The following is a 17415-nucleotide window of genomic DNA, read 5'->3' on the forward strand; positions in this document are numbered from 1 at the left end:
GGGGTTTTGCAAAAATTATACTGCTTACTTATATGCTAAGCCTATATTTAGGCTTTAAATTAGCAAATGGATAACATCAAAAACATCATATTTGATTACGGGAATGTAATATTCAGCATTGATTTCAGGCGGGCGCAGCAGGCTTTTAAGGCGTTGGGAATCAGCGATGCCGAGGCGTTTTTTGGTCACCGCCAGCAGGACGAGATATTTGACCGGTTTGACCGCGGCGAGGTATCGGCAGATGAGTTTCGTGCTTATATTAAAACTAAAACGGGCAACCCCGCTGTAACCGATCAGCAAATTACCGACGCGTGGAACAGTCTTTTACTGGGTATAGCTCCCGGCAATCACGACCTGCTGCTGAAGTTCAAAGAAAAATACCGCACCTTTTTGCTAAGCAACATTAACGATATCCATTATACTTATATCATGAATTACCTTAAAACGGATTTTGGTTTTGAGGATAATGAGCACCTGTTCGAAAAAACATATTATTCGCACCTGGTGGGCAAGCGTAAACCTCAAATAGATTTTTTTGAGCAGGTACTTGCCGAAAACAACTTAAACGCAAAAGAAACGCTATTTATTGACGATAGCCCGCAGCATTTAGAGGCCGCCAAAACCCTGGGCATACAAACTTTTTTAATGACCGCGCCTGATACGCTGGCCGCGTTTGCCGAGCGCGAGCGTTTGGTTTAATTAATGTGTGAAATAGAGTATGTACATAACGCTGCTTCGTCAATACCAGTTAGTTATATCGGCCCGAGGGGCGTTATTTGATTATTGCGAAACCATTAAACCGGCGCATCTGCTAACGCCACTTCCATCATTTAATAATGAGAGCATGGTCTCGCAACTGACGCATGTGGCCGATTGTTACCTGTTTTGGCTGGCTAAAAGTGTAATGAAGCAACAGCGGCCTTATTTTGGTGAAGAGGAACACCGTGACCTAAGGGCGGTACGTAACGCTTACCAACAGGTAGACCTGATAACGAACGATTTTTTGCAAGCTTTTAAAGACTCGCCGGAGCAGCAGATGCTTATTACCCGCCCGGACGGGAACACCCTTACCCGTTCGCCTTTTGAAGTATTTACGCACGTTATTACGCACGAATTTCACCATAAAGGACAGGTGATAAACATGAGCCGGCAACTTGGTTATACACCTGTAGATACCGACATTATAAGAGAATGATCAAGCGTTCCTTCTCTTCTTCTCTTTTACAATCAGGCTTAGTTCCCTGCTCATCTGACCGGCAATGGCAGTGTTTTCCTGCGCGCGACGGAAAAGATAAGGCAACACCGCTTTGATAGGTCCATAAGGCACATATTTAGCCACATTATAATTGGCATTGGCCAGGTTGAAACTCAGGTTATCGCTCATACCAAGCAGCTGCGAAAAATACACATGCGGGTTCTTATGGTCTATCTTTTTCTCGTTCAACATGTCGGCCAGCAGGCGGCAGCTGTCTTCGTTATGGGTACCGGCCACAAACGCAACATTGGCAACGTTATCCACGCAATAGATCAGCGCGTCGTTGTAATCGCGGTCGGTAGCGGCCTTATCAGGTTGTATAGGTGATGGATAACCCCTTTCTTCGGCACGTTTGCGCTCTTTTTCCATGTAAGCGCCGCGCACTATCTTGGCGCCTAAAATAAAGCCCTCGCTTTCGGCTACGGTGTGGTCGCCCACCAGCGATGCCAGCTTATCGTGGCGGTACAACTGGTAAGTATTATACACAATGCCCTTCTCCTTATTAAAAAAACGCATCATATTCAACGCCAGGTTATCAATGGTTTTTTGTATCCAGCTTTCTTCGGCATCTATCATTACCGGCACACCTTCGGAGTGTGCCATTTCGCATATCGCCAGCACCCTATCCTGTACGGTTTGCCATTCTAATTGTTCGTCAACACTTAGCTTTAAACCTTCGTCCAGCTTTTCCAGCAACCCAAAGCGGCCTACACCCGTAACCTTGAAAACAGTAAGTGGTATATTTTTACTTTTTGACGCGGTGATAATGGTGCGAATGATCTCGTCGCGGGTGGCATCAAACACCTTCTCGTCGTCCTCACCCTCAACCGAGTAGTCCAATATGGTCCCCACGCCGCCATCGGCCAGGTTTTGCGTGGTTTTAGCGCATTCTTCAATGGTTTCACCGCCGCAAAAGTGCTTAAATATAGTGGCCTTTATCAGCCCTTTAATGGGCAGCCCTATCTTTACGGCAAAATTGGTTATCGGCGGGCCTATCTTAACCAAAAAATTAACATTGATGACCTTGAACAGCCAGTAGGCACGGTTAAGGTCGGTGTTTGATGAATGACGGAAAGCGATCTCGGTATTTTCGAAGGATAATTTATCGTTTGGACTCATTTGTTTTCAGTTCATGGATCACAGTTCATAGTAGCCATCATGTGTTGCTATGAACCATGAACTAATAACTATCAACCCCTTAAAGTATTGTGCAAAATTATAAAATGATAACTCATTATTCCATGAATAGTTTATTTTTGCCACACATGACAGAATTTAAGGTAGAAGGCGACTATATCCCAATGATACAGCTGCTTAAGGCAGCCGGCCTTGTGCAAACCGGCGGCGAAGCACAGATAGTTGTAGAGCACGGCGAGGTGATATATAATGGCGAGGTTGATTACCGCAAACGCCTTAAAGTAAAACAAGGCGATATTGTTGAATTCAGAGGCCAAAAGATAAAGGCTATATAACATGCAAACCATCCAAAGCGACAGTTACCGTATATTTTTTGATAACAGCATAACCCAATTAGTAAATTTTGTAACGGAGGGTAATTATTCGCGTGTGTTTATCCTTACCGATGAAAATACCGGCGAACATTGCCTCCCCATCGTAAAGCAACAGCTTGATGCGTTTGATAACTTTGATATTATTGAAGTAAATGCCGGCGAAGAAAGCAAGAACATTGATTTTTGCGTGGGCATTTGGAAAATGCTGATCGACTTTGGGGCCGACCGCAAAGCCCTCATGATAAACCTGGGTGGCGGCGTTATTACCGATATGGGCGGTTTTGTTGCATCTACTTATAAAAGGGGGATAGATTTTGTGCAGGTACCCACTACCCTGCTATCGCAGGTTGATGCCTCGGTTGGAGGCAAAACCGGGGTTGATCTGGATGGCGTAAAAAATATCATCGGCACATTTACGCAGCCTAAGGCGGTGTTTATGCATGCGGATTTCCTGAAAACCCTTCCTGCCCGCCAGATATTATCGGGCCTTGCCGAAATGCTGAAGCATGGACTTATTGTAGATGCGGCATATTGGGATCAACTAAAAACCAGCGACCTCAGCCAGCCATCGGCGCAACTGGTTCACCGCTCCGTCGAGATCAAAAACGAGGTGGTAATTGAAGACCCGCATGAGAAAGGCATCCGCAAGGCGCTGAATTTTGGCCATACCGTTGGCCACGCAGTTGAAACCTGGTCGCTGATGAACGATGAAGACCCGCTATCTCACGGCGAAGCTATTGCCATAGGCATGATCTGCGAGGCCTGGTTATCAAATAAAAAGATCGGCTTACCCGATAATGAACTGACCGAAATAACACAAGTACTGAACAGTCTGTATCCAAAATACAAAATTGACGAAAGCATTTTCCCTACCCTGTTGGAACACATGCTAAAGGATAAGAAGAACCAAAACGGCCAGATCAATTGCACCCTGCTAAAGCATATTGGCCGGTACAGCATTGATAACGTTTGCACAGCAGATGAGCTTTACGAAAGTTTAAGGTATTACGCCACGGTTTAAAATACCACTGTTTTAGAAGGCAGTATTATACAACACAGCGAAGTTTGTCTGCGTTTTATTAAACCAGGATATTATTCTTATCTTGCCTATACATGAAAAGTAAATTAACCTTATTACTGATGTGCATTACGCTGGCAAGCTTTGCCCAGCAAAAACAATTTAACCAACCGCTGGCTGATAGCCTTGCCAAATGGGTAGTGGTAGACCAAATTGCAGCCAAAGTACCCGAAGGTGTTTACAAAGAATGGCCACGCGAAAAATGGGACAAGTTTAAAGACAGCGTATTTGCCAGTCACCAGCAACTATTAGAAACTATTTTTAAAAAGTATGGGTACCCAGGCTTTGATCAGGTGGGAAAAACAGGATCGAACAACTTTTGGCTCATGGTACAGCACTGCGATAAATGGCCTGCTTTTCAACAACAGGTGCTGGAGGCTATGAAGCCCGAGGTGCTTAAAAAGAATGCTGACGCCAAAAATTTCGCTTATTTAACAGACAGGGTGAACCTGAACACAGGCAAAAAGCAGGTTTACGGCACACAAATGACCTATAATACCAAGTTATGCCAGGCAATACCGCGCCCGCTTGCCGATAGCGCCAATGTAAACCAGCGCCGCTACCAGGTGGGGTTAGGTGCGATTGAGGAGTATCAGAATCAAATGTCGGAGATGCATTTTGAAATGAATAAGGACGTGTATCAAAAACAAGGCATTACCCAACCCAAGCTTGTTCCGGTACCGGCAAAGCCTGCAACATAAGTTTGAGCAGCATTTTGGCAAATAAAATTCTGTTAGGGCTAATTATTTTACAAAAAATAAAATTATCTATTGACAAAACAATTTTTACTTGTACATTTACGCCATAACAAACACATGACAACACAACGTGCATATTTTTATGGTTACTACTTTTACTTTACCAGTAAGAGCCGGGACTGATATGTACTAACAAAACATACAAAAACACTGAAAAGTCCCGGCCCAGAAAGCCGGGATTTTTTGCTTTATACGCATAATGAAAACAGAAAAACCAAGAGTTGCTATACAAGGTACCCGTGCTTCGTTCCACGAAGAAGCGGCTTTCAAATACTTTGGCCAGGACATTGAAACCATTGAATGCAACTCTTTTAAGCAAACGTTTGAAGCTTTGCAGAAAAAAGAAGCTGATTATGTGGTAATGGCTATTGAAAACAGCATTGCCGGCAGCATATTGCCAAACTATTCGCTGATGATGAGTTACAGCTTCCCGGTGGTTGGCGAGGTTTACATCCCCATACAACTGCACCTGATGGCTTTGCCGGGTGTAAGGTTCGAGCAAATCAAATACGTAACCTCCCACCCTATCGCTATTCGCCAGTGCATCGATTTTTTTGACGAATACCCGCACCTTAAAATAGTTGAAAGCAGCGATACAGCCGCTTGTGCAAAACGCATCCGCGAGGAAAATTTGACCGACACCGTAGCCATAGCCAACACGCTTGCGGCTCAATTATATGGTTTAGATGTTCTGGAGCGCCGGATAGAATCGAATAAAAAGAATTTTACGCGCTTTTTGATACTTACCACGCATGAAAATGCTAAAAAGAAAACCGGGGGAAACAAGGCTTCGCTATGTTTCCAGGTAAGTAACGAGGTTGGCTCGCTGGCAAAAGTGCTTAATATCTTTGCTCAGGAAAACGTGAACATGAGCAAAATTCAGAGCATGCCTGTTTTAGGCAAGCCAAACGACTATAATTTTTATGTGGATATAGAGTGGGAAGAAGCTAAACAATACGATGCCGCTATTAGGCAGATATTGAAATATACGCACAATTTTAACATACTGGGCGAGTATCAGCGGTTTGAGGACGATACCACCCCAAAACCCTTGAAAGCCGAAAAAACAAAAAAATACATCAGTGTAAAAAAAGTTGGAAGTCCGCAGTCGGAAAGTCCGAAAGAATAAAAAAGTCGGAAGTCCGCAGTCGGAGAGTCCGAAAAGAAAGAGAAATCAAATTATAACAATTAGATAATAACAACAAAAGATCACTTCCGGACTTTCGGACTACCCGACTTCCGGACTACAAAAAAAACGAACATGAAACATAACTTAAACATACAGCCCCTTAATTCGTGGATCAATAAGTCGGGCAAAGAGCCCCTTGTAATTGCAGGCCCGTGCAGCGCCGAAACTGAAGACCAGTTGGTTGCAACCGCTCATTTATTAGCAAAAACCGGTAAGATCAGCGCCCTGCGTGCAGGTATCTGGAAGCCCCGTACCCGCCCCGGGGAGTTTGAAGGTATTGGCAGCATTGGTTTAGAGTGGTTAAAACGCGCTAAAGAAGAGACCGGCCTGCCAACCGCTGTAGAGGTAGCTACCGCTAAACACGTTGAAGAAGCCTTAAACGCCGGTGTAGATATCCTTTGGGTTGGTGCGCGCAGTACTGTTAATCCTTTTACCGTACAGGAGATTGCCGACGCTTTACGCGGTGTTGATGTACCGGTTATGGTTAAAAACCCTGTTAACCCCGATCTTTCGTTATGGGTAGGCGCGTTAGAGCGTATTAACAACGCCGGCATCACTAAACTGGCGGCTATTCACCGCGGGTTCTCGTCGTACGAAAAATCGGCTTTCCGTAACGAACCGATGTGGGACCTAGCCATCGCTTTAAAAACACTGGTGCCAAACCTCCCTATCATCAACGACCCAAGCCACATTACCGGCAACCGCGACCTGATAGGTTACGTTTCGCAAAAAGCTTTAGACCTTGATATGCAGGGCCTGATGATCGAGTCGCACATTGACCCTACCGTTGCCTGGACAGATGCCGCACAACAGGTTACCCCTGCCGCGCTATCTGAGATCATTGATCACCTGGCTTTACGTAAACCCGAAGTTAAAGGCGCTGAATTAAACGACAAGCTTGCCGAACTGCGTAACCAGATTGATAAAATTGACGACCTGGTTATCCAGAAAATGGCCGAGCGTATGAAAATTGTAGAGAAGATAGGTAACTACAAAAAGGACAACAACATTACTATTTTGCAGGTAAACCGTTGGGACGAAATATTACAGAAACGTACCGGTTATGCCAAAGCATTAAAATTGAGTACCGAATTTACCGAAAAATTGCTGGAACTGATGCACAGCGAATCTATCCGTAAGCAAACCGAGATCATGAACCAGGGACAGGAATCGGCCCCGGCAGAAAAATTGACACACGCGTAAATAGTGATTAGTGATTGGTTGATTAGTGATTAGTTCATAGCAGCTATTCATTAATGTAACTGAAAACTAACCGGTGTAATCATGGCAAAACATAATATCATTCTCACAAAAAAAAGTAACTCGTCGAACGGCACTATACACCTCACAGGGTCAAAAAGTGAATGTAACCGCGCCCTCATTATCCAGGCGTTAAGTGGTGGCAAGGTAAAGGTCGAAAACATGTCGGATGCCGCGGACGCGGTTACACTTGCCGGGATACTAAGCGGCTTGGAAGTTGGAAGTAAGCAATTAGTAACGGCAGGCGTAAGGGATAAATCCGAAATCGAAAATCCGAAATCCGAAATCAATATAGGTCCCGCAGGTACGGCTATGCGTTTTTTAACGGCATATCTGCCCTTGCAAGGCAACGAAGTAATTCTTACCGGCTCAGACCGGATGCAGCAGCGCCCTATCGGGATATTGGTAGATGCCATGCGTAAATTAGGCGCCAGCATAGATTATGTAAATAATGAAGGTTATCCGCCCATCAAAATTTACGGTGGATTTCAGCAGCAGGCAGACCGTATTACTATTAAAGGCGATATCAGCAGCCAGTATATTACCGCGCTGTTGCTTATTGCTTCGAGCCTGCCCAAAGGATTAACGCTTGAGATCGATGGAGAGTTAACCTCGCGCCCGTATGTGGAAATGACCCTGGCTATGCTTAGGCAGGCGGGTATTCAGCACACCTGGCAAGATAATACAATCACTATAGAAAATCAGCCGTTTGCAGAAACAGCGCTTTTAGTTGAACCCGATTGGAGCGCGGCTTCCTATTGGTACGCCATAGCCGCTTTAAGCGACGAGGCCGAACTGTTTTTACCTGGGTTAACATCTTACAGTCTGCAGGGCGATAGCGTTATTACCGAGCTGATGGCCAACTTTGGTATCACTTCGGTATTTAAAGATGGCGGCGTGTATTTAACAAAAGAGCCGAAGCCTATTTTCCGTAAGATATTTGATTTGAAGGAATGCCCTGACCTGGCGCAAACCATTATAGTAGTGTGCGCGGCGCTTGGTCACGATGCTACATTTACAGGGCTCGAAACTTTAAAAATTAAAGAAACCGACCGTATATTAGCGCTGCAAACCGAACTGGCTAAAATCGGCGTAAAACTGATCGAAAAAGGGCAAGTTTACAAACTGGATTGCAGCGAAAAACAAATTCCGCAACGTATGTTTGTAAACACCTACGACGATCACCGCATGGCAATGGCCTTTGCGCCGCTGGCTACGCTGATACCCGAACTGGAAGTGGAAGACGCCGACGTGGTCGAAAAATCGTACCCGGCGTTTTGGGCGGATCTGGAAAAGGTGGGGTTTGGGTTGAATAAGCCACACCTAAGTCCTCTCCTTTGGAGAGGACTTGAGAAATAAAAAAATAACACTCTCCTTTGGAGAGGGCAGGGTGAGGCTTTCGCACCTCGCAATGACGACAGGTGGAGAAATAATCTCATATCTTAAATCTAATATCTCACATCAAAAATAACATGGCAGGCAATTCATTTGGTCAAGTATTCAGGATAACAACTTTCGGCGAATCGCATGGTGAAGCCATCGGCGTAATAATCGATGGTTGCCCTGCCGGGCTTGATGTTGATTTGGATTATATACAGGCCGAACTGGATAAACGTAAACCGGGCCAATCCAAAATTACAACACAACGTAAAGAGAGCGATACTGTAAAGATACTATCCGGTATGTTTGAAGGTAAAACCACTGGTACCCCTATCGCCATGATCATCCCGAATGAGGATCAGCGCTCAAAAGATTACGGCCATAATATGGATGTGTTCCGCCCCAGCCATGCCGATTATACCTATGCCACTAAATATGGCATCCGTGATCATCGTGGCGGCGGCCGGTCATCGGCACGCGAAACAGCGGCACGGGTGGCTGCGGGGGCCTTAGCCAAACTTTTATTAAAGACACAGGGGATAGAGGTACTGGCACACGTAAGCAGCGTAGGTACCATTAACGCACCGAATATTTTTATAGATACCGCAGCCGAATTTTTAGAAGTCAGGGAGGCAAACATCGTGCGTTGTGCCGACCCTGCCACCGCTGCCGAAATGATAGAATATATCGATGGTATCCGCAAGCAGGGCGATACGGTTGGCGGCAAGGTTAGCTGCCACATCATCGGCGCCCCTGTTGGCCTCGGCGACCCGGTATTTGACAAACTGCACGCCGATTTGGGCAAAGCTATGCTCAGTATCAATGCGGTACACGGTTTCGAGTTTGGCTCAGGTTTTAGCGGCAGCGAAATGCGCGGGTCAGAGCATAACGATATTTTTATAAAAAACACCGATGGCAGCATAGGTACCCGTACTAACTTTTCGGGTGGCATACAGGGCGGTATAAGCAATGGTATGCCTATCGAATTTAAGGTTGCCTTTAAACCGGTTGCAACCATCATGCAAAGCCAGCAAACCATCGACGGGCAGGGTAATGCCGCCGAAATATCGGGCAAAGGCCGCCACGACCCTTGTGTGGTGCCGCGTGCTGTACCTATTGTAGAGGCTATGGCTGCTTTGGTGCTGGCCGACCACTGGCTGCGAAACAGGAACTCGAAGCTGTAGATATGCTGATACTGATTTGATTTGCAACCCAAAAAAGCACAGTTATTTGCTTTATATAATATAACAAAAAACTTTTTAAGCTGTTAAAATCGACGACATCGGCCTGCCCGCGACAACCATAATACTCACAGAATGAAACGCGCTTTATTTTTAGACCTTGATAACACCATATATCCTGTACGTTCGATAGCTCATCAGCTTTTCGACAAACTATTTAAACTGATAGATGAAGATCTGGGCAGGGACAATAAAGCCGCTGCCGACAAAGCTAAAGACGAGCTTACGCGCCGTCCCTATCAACACGTAGCAGATGAATTTGGCTTCAGCGCTGCATTGAAAGAGCAAGGGATGGAAATATTGCGCAATTGTACATTCGAAGAGCCGATGTATCCGTTTGAGCACTATAATGATCTGAGGACAATACCAATTGATAAGTTTTTGGTGACTACCGGTTTTACCAAATTGCAAATGAGCAAGGTACACCGGCTAAATATTGCCGCTGATTTTAAAAATATTTACGTGGTAGATCCGGAGTTATCCAACCAAACTAAAAAAGATGTTTTCCGAAAAATAATGGAAGAGTATGGCTACGCCGAGCAGGAGATACTGGTTATTGGCGACGACCCCAATTCAGAAATAAAAGCCGCGATTGAACTGGGGATTGATACCTTCCTGTTCGACCCGGAGGACAAGCACACAAACGAAGGTGTGACCCACCGCGCCAAAGACTATGCGGATGTTGCGGAGATAGTGTTGAAATAAAACGCCAATTCATTAGTACTATAGCCCAGCTAATGATATTTTTAAAGCGCTTTCAACACGGCAACCGTTACAAGCAATTGCCCTAAATGCCGCATGGTGTGCTCGGCGCTATGCGTATAAAGCCCTATTACTGTTGAAGGCAATTGAGCGCGCCCTACTCCCCTAAAATCACACAGACTGGCTTCATCTGCACCGCTCAATTGATCGATAGCCTGATTAACTTGATAGTTAAAATTTTCAACTAATTGTGCAATAGTGTATGTAAAAGTGGTCGGTTGGCCTTCCGCGGATAAGTAATCGAGTTGTTGCCGGGTTAAATTGTCGGCCCGTGCGTAAGTAAATAGCCTGTCAAGCACGCCGGCTAAATGCTGCAAATGAAAACCCGGCGACGCCATGCCTGCAACTTTTTCCCATAATAATTCCTCTGGGAAATTGCTCATTATCAGGCGTAATTCATCTCGCGCCTGTAGCAGCGCATGTGCAACAGGCTGTAGTAAAGCGGGTATTCCGGGCAATGGCCCGCGCAGCCAAACTTCGGGGAGATCATCATTTGCCATACATCAAATATAAACAAACACGCGGCTTAACATCATGGCCTATTACGGCAAATAAATGTTTACACAGCTTTATGGTATGGCAATTGCGTAACAGTGCATATAACTGTAAATAAATTTAAGATGATCCTTATAAATACTATCAAAAAATCGGCGGCGCCGCTGGTACTCGCACTGTTTGTTCTATCAACTTTGACCCTGCAAAGCTGTAAAAAAAGCCGGTCGGACCTCGGTAAGGAGCTTTATAAAAAAACCCATAACAAAGTTTTTAAAGATGCCACACCGGAGGGACTTGCCCAGGTTTTTAAAAAAATGCTTGCTGACGAAAGGTCTAAAGTTGCCAACCCTAACCTGATAACAGCCTTTTACGAGGAAAACGGCTACGACCCGGTTTTTGTAATGGACCACATATTTAACGGCGACGTAGATATTACTGCAACCTATTTTGAAAAAGCAGGCCAGCACGGCCTTGACCCCAGTATGTTTAAGGCTAACCAGATAAAAGAGCTGGTAGCAAAATTCAAAGATAAAAAGGCTATCAAAAATTTGGATGAAGCGTACCATGATATCGCCGAGTTAGAGATACTGACAGCAAATTCACTTATCAATTACTCAAATGCTTTGGAATATGGTATGGTTAGCCCGCGTAAGATATATGCCCGGTACTTTACTGAAACCAAACGCCCGGACAGTGCATCGATGCTTAAAACGCTTCATGCAAATAACCTTAAAGCGTACCTGGATAGCATACAGCCTAAGGATCCGCAGTATTTAATGATGCAAAAAGCGCTGATAGCCGGTGGTGCGGCAAAGGGAATGACGCAGGAAGAAACCAACCGATACCTGGTAGTAAATATGGAACGCCTAAGGTGGAAGAACAAACCCACACAATCCAAATACGTTATTGTAAATATTCCGGATTACCGTTTAGACGTGATGGAAAACGGTCATTCTATCCTAAATATGAAGGTTGTTGTTGGCGAGGGCCGCAACGTGGATAACACCAACAGCTTGGTTGAGTATGATGAAAGTGATAAAATAGACCGTCCGTTCAGTCGCGAAACACCGCAGTTGAATAGCATGATACACAGCGTGCAGGTTAACCCGGTATGGAACATCCCCCAAAGCATAGCCAGCAAAGAGATAATGGTAGAAGCCGCAAAAGACCCTTACTACCTTGATAATAAAGGTATAGATGTGTTTGAAGGCGGCAAAAAGATAGAAAACCCGGAAACTATTGACTGGGCAAACGCCCCCAAAGATAAATATGAATTTAAACAACGCCCGGGTGATGACAACTCCTTGGGCAAAATTAAGTTCCTGTTTAAAAATAATAGCAGCGTTTACCTGCACGATACACCCGCGAAAACTGCCTTCAGCCAAAACGTGCGTGCGTTGAGCCATGGCTGTGTTAGGCTTGGCGACCCGCAAGCGTTGGCAAAAGCAGTGTTTGGAGATGGCCCTACTTATCAGAAAATTGTTAAAGACATGAGCGAAGACAAGCCGGACCCTACCACTATCGCGCTACCGAAGAAAATGCCGGTGTATATAACTTATGTTACCTGCTGGGTTGATGAAACAGGCACATTGCAGTACCGCCCGGATGTGTACGGACTGGATATCGTGTTGTACGGGCATCTTCAAAAGTTTTTAGCTAAACCAGAGCAGATAGCCGCGCTATAATAACGGTACTTGGCGGGTTGCCCGGATATAAAACACGAAGCCCGCGCGCATTTCTGCGGGCGGGCTTCGTTGTATTTAGTTTTGTTTATAGTTTAGCTATAGCTGAGCTATTATCCGGCGCAAAAAAATTGGCCGCCGCGGTTTCGTCTAATAGCTTAGATGTATATTTAGTATCGTTACCGTTGATATATAAAACGCTGCCCCCTTTAATGGTGTTAATAACCTTATCAGATACCGCTGTTGATACGGCAGGACAACCAAAGCTGCGGCCTAAACGCCCTAACTGGTTAATAGTGCCCTGCGATACGTAATCGGCAGCATGTACAACAATACCGCGTGTACGCGCCGCGCTGTTTATACCTGCATCAAGGCCATCAAGCTTTAACGAACGGCCGTGCTTACCAAAATAAACTTCGCTTGCCAGGTAAAAGCCCAGGCTGCTTTGATGCGACTCGTTACTGTTAGAAAAACGGCTGGCCATGTCATCGCCGCTGCCCTGACCATGTGCAACCCATGTGTTTAATATCAACGATTTATTCAGGATATCAATGATCCACATACGCTTTTCGCGGCTTGATCTTGTAAAGTCAATTACAGTAATGATATTGCTGTTATCATGCAGCTTGTTAGCAAGCTTAAGGTTAAGATAACCTGTAACTGCTTTTTGCAGCACAGCCATATTCATGCCTGTTTGCTGCAAGTTGGCTGTGTTGTATATATCAGCAACGTATTGTGCAAAAAGTTCTTTAGCACCTAATGTTTTAGCCTCACTAAATTTATTTGTCTTGATCGCGCTTGACGGTGTCCAACTGATAACCGTAATAGAAAATAACAATAAAGCGCCAATGATCCACCACAAGTGTTTTCTCATAAAATTGGGTTTTAATCTGTTAAATTAATTGGTATAATTTCCCTAATGATTTATTATTAGTTGAAATTGTTATTACAAATATACGTCAAAATCGTAAAGATATTGTCACACCAGTCTAATGATATCTTTAAATGAAAGTTACTATCGACAAAGTTAAAAGTCGAATGTCAAATCTTAAAAATTTACTTGTTAGTATTTATAAGCATTACATACATATGCTCAAAGTTGATCAGTAATTCATCAAATTTACGAAACGCGTCCTGACCAAGGTTGCCAAAATAATAATTGTCTTTTGGCAATGCAGCCACCGTTTTAACATTGATATTGACAAGATCTATAGCTTTATCATATAACCTGAGCGATATTGCCGGCATTTTGTATCCTTTTAAAGCATTTGCGCCCCCGGCACCACCCACCTTAAAATCGGCGGCTATGCCCCGGCTCTGTATATCCTGCTGATATAGGTGGTAGAAGCTTTTGTTCAGATGGGTAACCTGAGCGCCGGTATCAAAAGTAAACGGCAGCATGGTACCATTATATTCAACGTTCACTACGGGTGTAAGGCCATCCAGGCCAAAGTTGTGTACAGGCATGGCGGTGCTGTTGGCCGGGATATCCATATAGCCCGCTTTGTTAATACGCACCTCTTTCATCCCGGCGATAACCGGGAAGCCTATAATGCCCTGAATAGTATATTTGCCACCGGCAAAGCTTAAGGCGCTGTCGGGGAATACCAGGAACACCGCGTTACGTACCGTCAGGTCGCCTATTTTAAATTCGGGGCATATGCCGGTGCGCGCTTTAATTTTTATCCCCGTAATGGCATCTACCTGAAAGGTATCTCCTACAATTTGTATAGCGGCTTTTTCGGCATTGCTTTCGGTGATTACCGAAATGTTTGCCCCGGTATCAAATAGGTAAGCGTCCTTGTAGCTGCCAAAGGTAACGGGCAGGGTCATCAGTCCTGCTATATCACGGGTAGTGGCAACACGGGTATCGTGCCGGATGAGCACTTGCTGCTTTTGCACAGCCACCAGGTTCTTCCATATAATCATGGAATTTTCGGCATCTTCTTTATCGTATTTTGTTAATTGTGTACCGTAAAGATCTAATAACTGCCGGGTATGTTTGTAGGCAGCGGCATAATCAAAAAGTTTAACATCATTGTCCTGCTGCAATTTCAACAGCTCTATTTGCTTTTTTACAGAAAGTTTGCGGGCATATTTTGTTTGTAAAAGCGCAATGTCCCTATTTGATTGTACCGGTTTGTTAAAAAAGTTGTCGGTAAAAGCGGTAAAGTACGTTCGCTCTAAATCAGGTAAGGCATTGCCTGGTTTATCGATAACATCCTTCAGGAGGAAAAATTGTTTATGCTGTAGCAACGTATCCGGAGAAAGTTGCTGAGCTTGTAAAATTTGAGTACTGCAAATTAATGCCGTTAGGAACCAAACCCTTATAAAATAGTGCACCATAAGTTATAGTATTATCCATTAGACTAAGTAGCACCCGTTTTGTAACAGCTTTTCGGAATTTGTATAGCAAAGCCAAAACAAGCTAAACAAAAAAGGCTGCTATATAGTAGCAACCTTTTTATAAAGCAAATATTTAAATACCTTATTTGTTCCAGGTGATCTTTTCTTCGATCGGGGTTTTGCGCTTGCCTTCGGGATGGTTATCGGTATAACCTAGAAACAATACGCCCAAAACGCTGTCTTCTGCACCTAACCCAAAGTGCTCGGCGTAAGCAGGTTTCAATACCATTCCGCCGGTACTCCAGAAAGCACCGATGTTTAAGGCTGTAGCACCCAATAACAAGTTTTGTACCGCGCATGATGTAGCAATTATCTCCTCGAATTGCGGGATCTTGGGCAGATCGCCACGTTTTTGATAGGCAATAATAACGTGCGACGCATTGTTGGCCTGATTTTGAAAATTTGCATAAGCGGTTGGGTTAAAGCTTTCGCCCGGATTAGCTGCTTTATACAATTCGGCGTGTTGGGCGCAGTAAACCGCAGGTTCTTCAAAAACAATAAAGCGCCATGGCTCGGTGTTGCCGTGCGTAGGTGCCCAGTCGGCCAGTTCCAGTATAGAAGCGATATGCCCGTTAGGGATCTTATTACCGTTCATGGTTGACGGTTTAATAGTACGGCGGGCTTTAATGTTATTTGCTATTGCAGAAAAAGTAGTATCCATAATTTTTACATATAAACCTGAAGCAGGCGTCAGCAAAAATAGAGAAATAAGTTACATGAGTAAACATTTTAAGAGGGATATTATTTACCTTTCGAAGCGATTAACTTATCAAAACAACAGGAACAATGGGTAACTGGATAAAAAATTATAGCGGGATGATTTGGCTTATAGCCGGTATTATTGCAGGCAGCGTTGCAGGCAGTGTACTGGGCACCAGGGCCGAAGTGTTGAAACCTATAGGCGATATATTTCTGAACCTGCTGTTTGTTGCCGTAATACCACTTGTATTTTTCGCCATTTCGTCGGCCATTGCCAATTTAGAAGGTTCGCAAAAAATAGGGCGAATAATGGGTGTAATGTCGGCGGTGTTCTTAGGTACGCTTATTATGGCAGCCCTGCTTACTATTGTTGCACTTTGGCTGTTCCCCATAGGGCAAACTTCATTTGCGGCGGCCGGTGCCGCGCCCGTAGAAACCAGCAAAAACCTATCTGGCGACCAGGTAACCCAATTATTTACCACCAGCGAATTTTTCAACCTCCTGTCGCGCAAGAACATGCTGGCCATGATAATTTTTGCCATACTGGTTGGTTTTGGCGCGCGTAGCGCCGGCGAAAAAGGTAAGGCCTTTGTTCAGGTTTTAAATGCAGGGAACGAGGTGTTTCAACACGTTTTCGGCATTATCATGAAAGCCAGCCCGCTCGGGTTGGGCGCTTATTTTGCTTACCAGGTGGCTGTTTTCGGCCCGTCGTTGTTTGGCACCTATGCCCATGTGCTGGGCATAGGTTATGGCGTAAGCTTGTTTTATTACGCGGTGTTTTACAGCCTGTATGCTTTTATAGCAGGTGGTGTAAAAGGCATTAAGCGGTACTGGGAAAACAACATCATCCCATCGGCTACGGCGGTAGGGACCTGCAGCAGCATTGCCACCATACCTTCCAATTTATATGCCGCCAAAAAAATGGGTATAACCGATGCAGTTGCAGGCATAACTATACCGCTGTTGGGCACGTTACATAAGGATGGTTCAAGCATATCTTCCATCCTTAAAATGTCGGCGGTTTTTGCCATGTTTGGCCGGGGGTTTGACAGCGCCGAAGTAATTATACTTGCGCTTGGCATGACGGTTTTAGTAAGTATTGTTGAAGGCGGGATCCCCAATGGCGGCTACATCGGCGAGTTGCTGTTTATATCTGCTTACGGTTTCCCACCCGAGGCCCTGCCACCTGCCATTATCATCGGCACATTAATAGACCCTGTGGCAACGCTTTTAAACGCCACCGGCGATACCGCTGCCGCGATGGTTATTAACAGGTTTGCGGAAAAAAAGCAGGTACAGCCTGCCTAATTACCTTTCACTGCCTTACCAATAAGATCAACATCCACCAATTGCAGCGACTTAACCATGTTTTGAACTGTGGCTTTATACTTTTTAAAGTGCGGCGTTTCGATATGTTTTTTGTATGCTGCCTCATCGGCGTAAATTTCCAGGATGGTTATATGCGAAGCATCGCTTTTATCAGCTACAGCGTAGTAGGTTAGCACCCCAGGCTCAAGCTTTACAGCAGTTTCCATTTGCAGTTTGAGGGCAGCATTGTACTGCACTAACTGTGCCGGGTCAACTATAATTTTTGCAAGCCTTACCATTTGGTTCTTATTTTGCGCACAGGCGCACGCTGACAAAGTTATGATCCAGATACTCAGAAATAGCTTTTTCATTCTACGAAGATAAAGAAAAC

General features: G+C 44.7%; 18 protein-coding genes. 12 read left to right on the forward strand and 6 right to left on the reverse strand.

Going from position 1 to position 17415, the window contains the following annotated elements; all coding sequences use genetic code 11:
• Positions 1–66 precede the first annotated feature (66 nt).
• Together HDC91_RS06575 and HDC91_RS06580 are read left to right on the forward strand one after the other, a co-directional pair.
• Positions 67–699 carry an HAD family phosphatase gene (locus HDC91_RS06575; RefSeq protein ID WP_183549565.1) on the forward strand — a complete coding sequence of 211 codons (633 nt, stop codon included), beginning with the start codon at positions 67–69 and terminating at the stop codon, positions 697–699.
• A gap of 19 nt (positions 700–718) precedes the next feature.
• Complete coding sequence (locus HDC91_RS06580) at positions 719–1195, forward strand: DinB family protein (protein ID WP_183549567.1); 477 nt, start codon at positions 719–721, stop codon at positions 1193–1195.
• Here HDC91_RS06580 and HDC91_RS06585 read toward each other — a convergent pair whose 3' ends face one another.
• On the reverse strand, positions 1196–2374 hold the full coding sequence (locus tag HDC91_RS06585) for a proline dehydrogenase family protein (RefSeq protein WP_183549570.1): 1179 nt from the start codon (positions 2372–2374) through the stop codon (positions 1196–1198).
• Positions 2375–2520: 146 nt separating this feature from the next.
• On the opposite strand from HDC91_RS06585, the gene HDC91_RS06590 reads away from it, so the two are divergent.
• From HDC91_RS06590 to HDC91_RS06625, 8 genes are all read left to right on the forward strand, one after another.
• A complete protein-coding gene (locus HDC91_RS06590; RefSeq protein ID WP_183550968.1) occupies positions 2521–2727 on the forward strand; it encodes an RNA-binding S4 domain-containing protein in 207 nt (68 codons plus the stop codon).
• A gap of 1 nt (position 2728) precedes the next feature.
• Positions 2729–3787 (forward strand): 3-dehydroquinate synthase, encoded by a 1059-nt coding sequence (aroB, locus tag HDC91_RS06595; protein ID WP_183549573.1) that lies wholly within the window; start codon positions 2729–2731, stop codon positions 3785–3787.
• Between the two features lie 92 nt (positions 3788–3879).
• A complete protein-coding gene (locus HDC91_RS06600; protein WP_183549576.1) occupies positions 3880–4545 on the forward strand; it encodes a DUF6624 domain-containing protein in 666 nt (221 codons plus the stop codon).
• A gap of 256 nt (positions 4546–4801) precedes the next feature.
• Positions 4802–5731, forward strand: coding sequence for a prephenate dehydratase (locus HDC91_RS06605; protein ID WP_183549579.1), 930 nt, complete (start codon positions 4802–4804; stop codon positions 5729–5731).
• Between the two features lie 132 nt (positions 5732–5863).
• Positions 5864–6994: a chorismate mutase gene (locus HDC91_RS06610; protein WP_183549582.1), complete on the forward strand. Its 1131-nt coding sequence runs from the start codon at positions 5864–5866 to the stop codon at positions 6992–6994.
• An 81-nt stretch (positions 6995–7075) separates the two neighbouring features.
• Positions 7076–8410: a 3-phosphoshikimate 1-carboxyvinyltransferase gene (gene aroA, locus HDC91_RS06615; protein WP_183549585.1), complete on the forward strand. Its 1335-nt coding sequence runs from the start codon at positions 7076–7078 to the stop codon at positions 8408–8410.
• A 113-nt stretch (positions 8411–8523) separates the two neighbouring features.
• On the forward strand, positions 8524–9615 hold the full coding sequence (gene aroC, locus HDC91_RS06620; protein ID WP_183549601.1) for a chorismate synthase: 1092 nt from the start codon (positions 8524–8526) through the stop codon (positions 9613–9615).
• 132 nt (positions 9616–9747) lie between these two features.
• On the forward strand, positions 9748–10377 hold the full coding sequence (locus tag HDC91_RS06625; protein WP_183549604.1) for an HAD family hydrolase: 630 nt from the start codon (positions 9748–9750) through the stop codon (positions 10375–10377).
• Between the two features lie 41 nt (positions 10378–10418).
• On the opposite strand, the gene HDC91_RS06630 is transcribed toward HDC91_RS06625, so the two are convergent.
• Entirely contained in the window at positions 10419–10934 is a 516-nt protein-coding gene (locus HDC91_RS06630; RefSeq protein WP_183549607.1) for a DinB family protein, read from the reverse strand.
• A 120-nt stretch (positions 10935–11054) separates the two neighbouring features.
• Between HDC91_RS06630 and HDC91_RS06635 the strand changes: the two genes are divergently transcribed.
• Entirely contained in the window at positions 11055–12614 is a 1560-nt protein-coding gene (locus HDC91_RS06635; RefSeq protein WP_183549611.1) for a L,D-transpeptidase family protein, read from the forward strand.
• An 85-nt stretch (positions 12615–12699) separates the two neighbouring features.
• Here the strand turns inward: HDC91_RS06635 and HDC91_RS06640 are convergent, their stop codons facing one another.
• The 3 genes from HDC91_RS06640 to HDC91_RS06650 all read right to left on the reverse strand — a co-directional run bounded on the left by HDC91_RS06640 (position 12700) and on the right by HDC91_RS06650 (position 15678).
• Positions 12700–13485, reverse strand: a complete 786-nt coding sequence (locus tag HDC91_RS06640; RefSeq protein ID WP_183549614.1) for a murein L,D-transpeptidase catalytic domain family protein — start codon at positions 13483–13485, stop codon at positions 12700–12702.
• Between the two features lie 182 nt (positions 13486–13667).
• Positions 13668–14957 (reverse strand): retropepsin-like aspartic protease, encoded by a 1290-nt coding sequence (locus HDC91_RS06645; protein ID WP_183549617.1) that lies wholly within the window; start codon positions 14955–14957, stop codon positions 13668–13670.
• Between the two features lie 142 nt (positions 14958–15099).
• The gene (locus HDC91_RS06650) at positions 15100–15678 is read right to left on the reverse strand and encodes a nitroreductase (protein ID WP_162431623.1); all 579 of its coding nucleotides are present in this window, start codon (positions 15676–15678) and stop codon (positions 15100–15102) included.
• A 125-nt stretch (positions 15679–15803) separates the two neighbouring features.
• On the opposite strand from HDC91_RS06650, the gene HDC91_RS06655 reads away from it, so the two are divergent.
• Positions 15804–17024, forward strand: a complete 1221-nt coding sequence (locus HDC91_RS06655; protein WP_183549620.1) for a dicarboxylate/amino acid:cation symporter — start codon at positions 15804–15806, stop codon at positions 17022–17024.
• Here the strand turns inward: HDC91_RS06655 and HDC91_RS06660 are convergent.
• Positions 17021–17395 carry a putative quinol monooxygenase gene (locus HDC91_RS06660; protein WP_183549623.1) on the reverse strand — a complete coding sequence of 125 codons (375 nt, stop codon included), beginning with the start codon at positions 17393–17395 and terminating at the stop codon, positions 17021–17023. The genes HDC91_RS06655 and HDC91_RS06660 overlap by 4 nt on opposite strands.
• Between the last annotated feature and the right edge of the window lie 20 nt (positions 17396–17415).

Source organism: Mucilaginibacter sp. AK015, assembly GCF_014200785.1.
In the GTDB taxonomy this organism is placed as follows: domain Bacteria; phylum Bacteroidota; class Bacteroidia; order Sphingobacteriales; family Sphingobacteriaceae; genus Mucilaginibacter.

Excerpts from the sequence above, each read along its gene's own strand:
- HDC91_RS06590 (WP_183550968.1), top strand. The coding sequence starts at position 2,521 with ATGACAGAATTTAAGGTAGAAGGCGACTATATCCCAATGATACAGCTG.
- HDC91_RS06605 (WP_183549579.1), top strand. The coding sequence starts at position 4,802 with ATGAAAACAGAAAAACCAAGAGTTGCTATACAAGGTACCCGTGCTTCG.
- HDC91_RS06610 (WP_183549582.1), top strand. The coding sequence starts at position 5,864 with ATGAAACATAACTTAAACATACAGCCCCTTAATTCGTGGATCAATAAG.
- HDC91_RS06575 (WP_183549565.1), top strand. The coding sequence starts at position 67 with ATGGATAACATCAAAAACATCATATTTGATTACGGGAATGTAATATTC.
- HDC91_RS06660 (WP_183549623.1), bottom strand. The coding sequence starts at position 17,395 with ATGAAAAAGCTATTTCTGAGTATCTGGATCATAACTTTGTCAGCGTGC.
- HDC91_RS06625 (WP_183549604.1), top strand. The coding sequence starts at position 9,748 with ATGAAACGCGCTTTATTTTTAGACCTTGATAACACCATATATCCTGTA.
- HDC91_RS06600 (WP_183549576.1), top strand. The coding sequence starts at position 3,880 with ATGAAAAGTAAATTAACCTTATTACTGATGTGCATTACGCTGGCAAGC.
- HDC91_RS06645 (WP_183549617.1), bottom strand. The coding sequence starts at position 14,957 with ATGGTGCACTATTTTATAAGGGTTTGGTTCCTAACGGCATTAATTTGC.
- HDC91_RS06630 (WP_183549607.1), bottom strand. The coding sequence starts at position 10,934 with ATGGCAAATGATGATCTCCCCGAAGTTTGGCTGCGCGGGCCATTGCCC.
- HDC91_RS06585 (WP_183549570.1), bottom strand. The coding sequence starts at position 2,374 with ATGAGTCCAAACGATAAATTATCCTTCGAAAATACCGAGATCGCTTTC.
- HDC91_RS06650 (WP_162431623.1), bottom strand. The coding sequence starts at position 15,678 with ATGGATACTACTTTTTCTGCAATAGCAAATAACATTAAAGCCCGCCGT.
- HDC91_RS06655 (WP_183549620.1), top strand. The coding sequence starts at position 15,804 with ATGGGTAACTGGATAAAAAATTATAGCGGGATGATTTGGCTTATAGCC.
- aroA (WP_183549585.1), top strand. The coding sequence starts at position 7,076 with ATGGCAAAACATAATATCATTCTCACAAAAAAAAGTAACTCGTCGAAC.
- aroC (WP_183549601.1), top strand. The coding sequence starts at position 8,524 with ATGGCAGGCAATTCATTTGGTCAAGTATTCAGGATAACAACTTTCGGC.
- aroB (WP_183549573.1), top strand. The coding sequence starts at position 2,729 with ATGCAAACCATCCAAAGCGACAGTTACCGTATATTTTTTGATAACAGC.
- HDC91_RS06635 (WP_183549611.1), top strand. The coding sequence starts at position 11,055 with ATGATCCTTATAAATACTATCAAAAAATCGGCGGCGCCGCTGGTACTC.
- HDC91_RS06640 (WP_183549614.1), bottom strand. The coding sequence starts at position 13,485 with ATGAGAAAACACTTGTGGTGGATCATTGGCGCTTTATTGTTATTTTCT.
- HDC91_RS06580 (WP_183549567.1), top strand. The coding sequence starts at position 719 with ATGTACATAACGCTGCTTCGTCAATACCAGTTAGTTATATCGGCCCGA.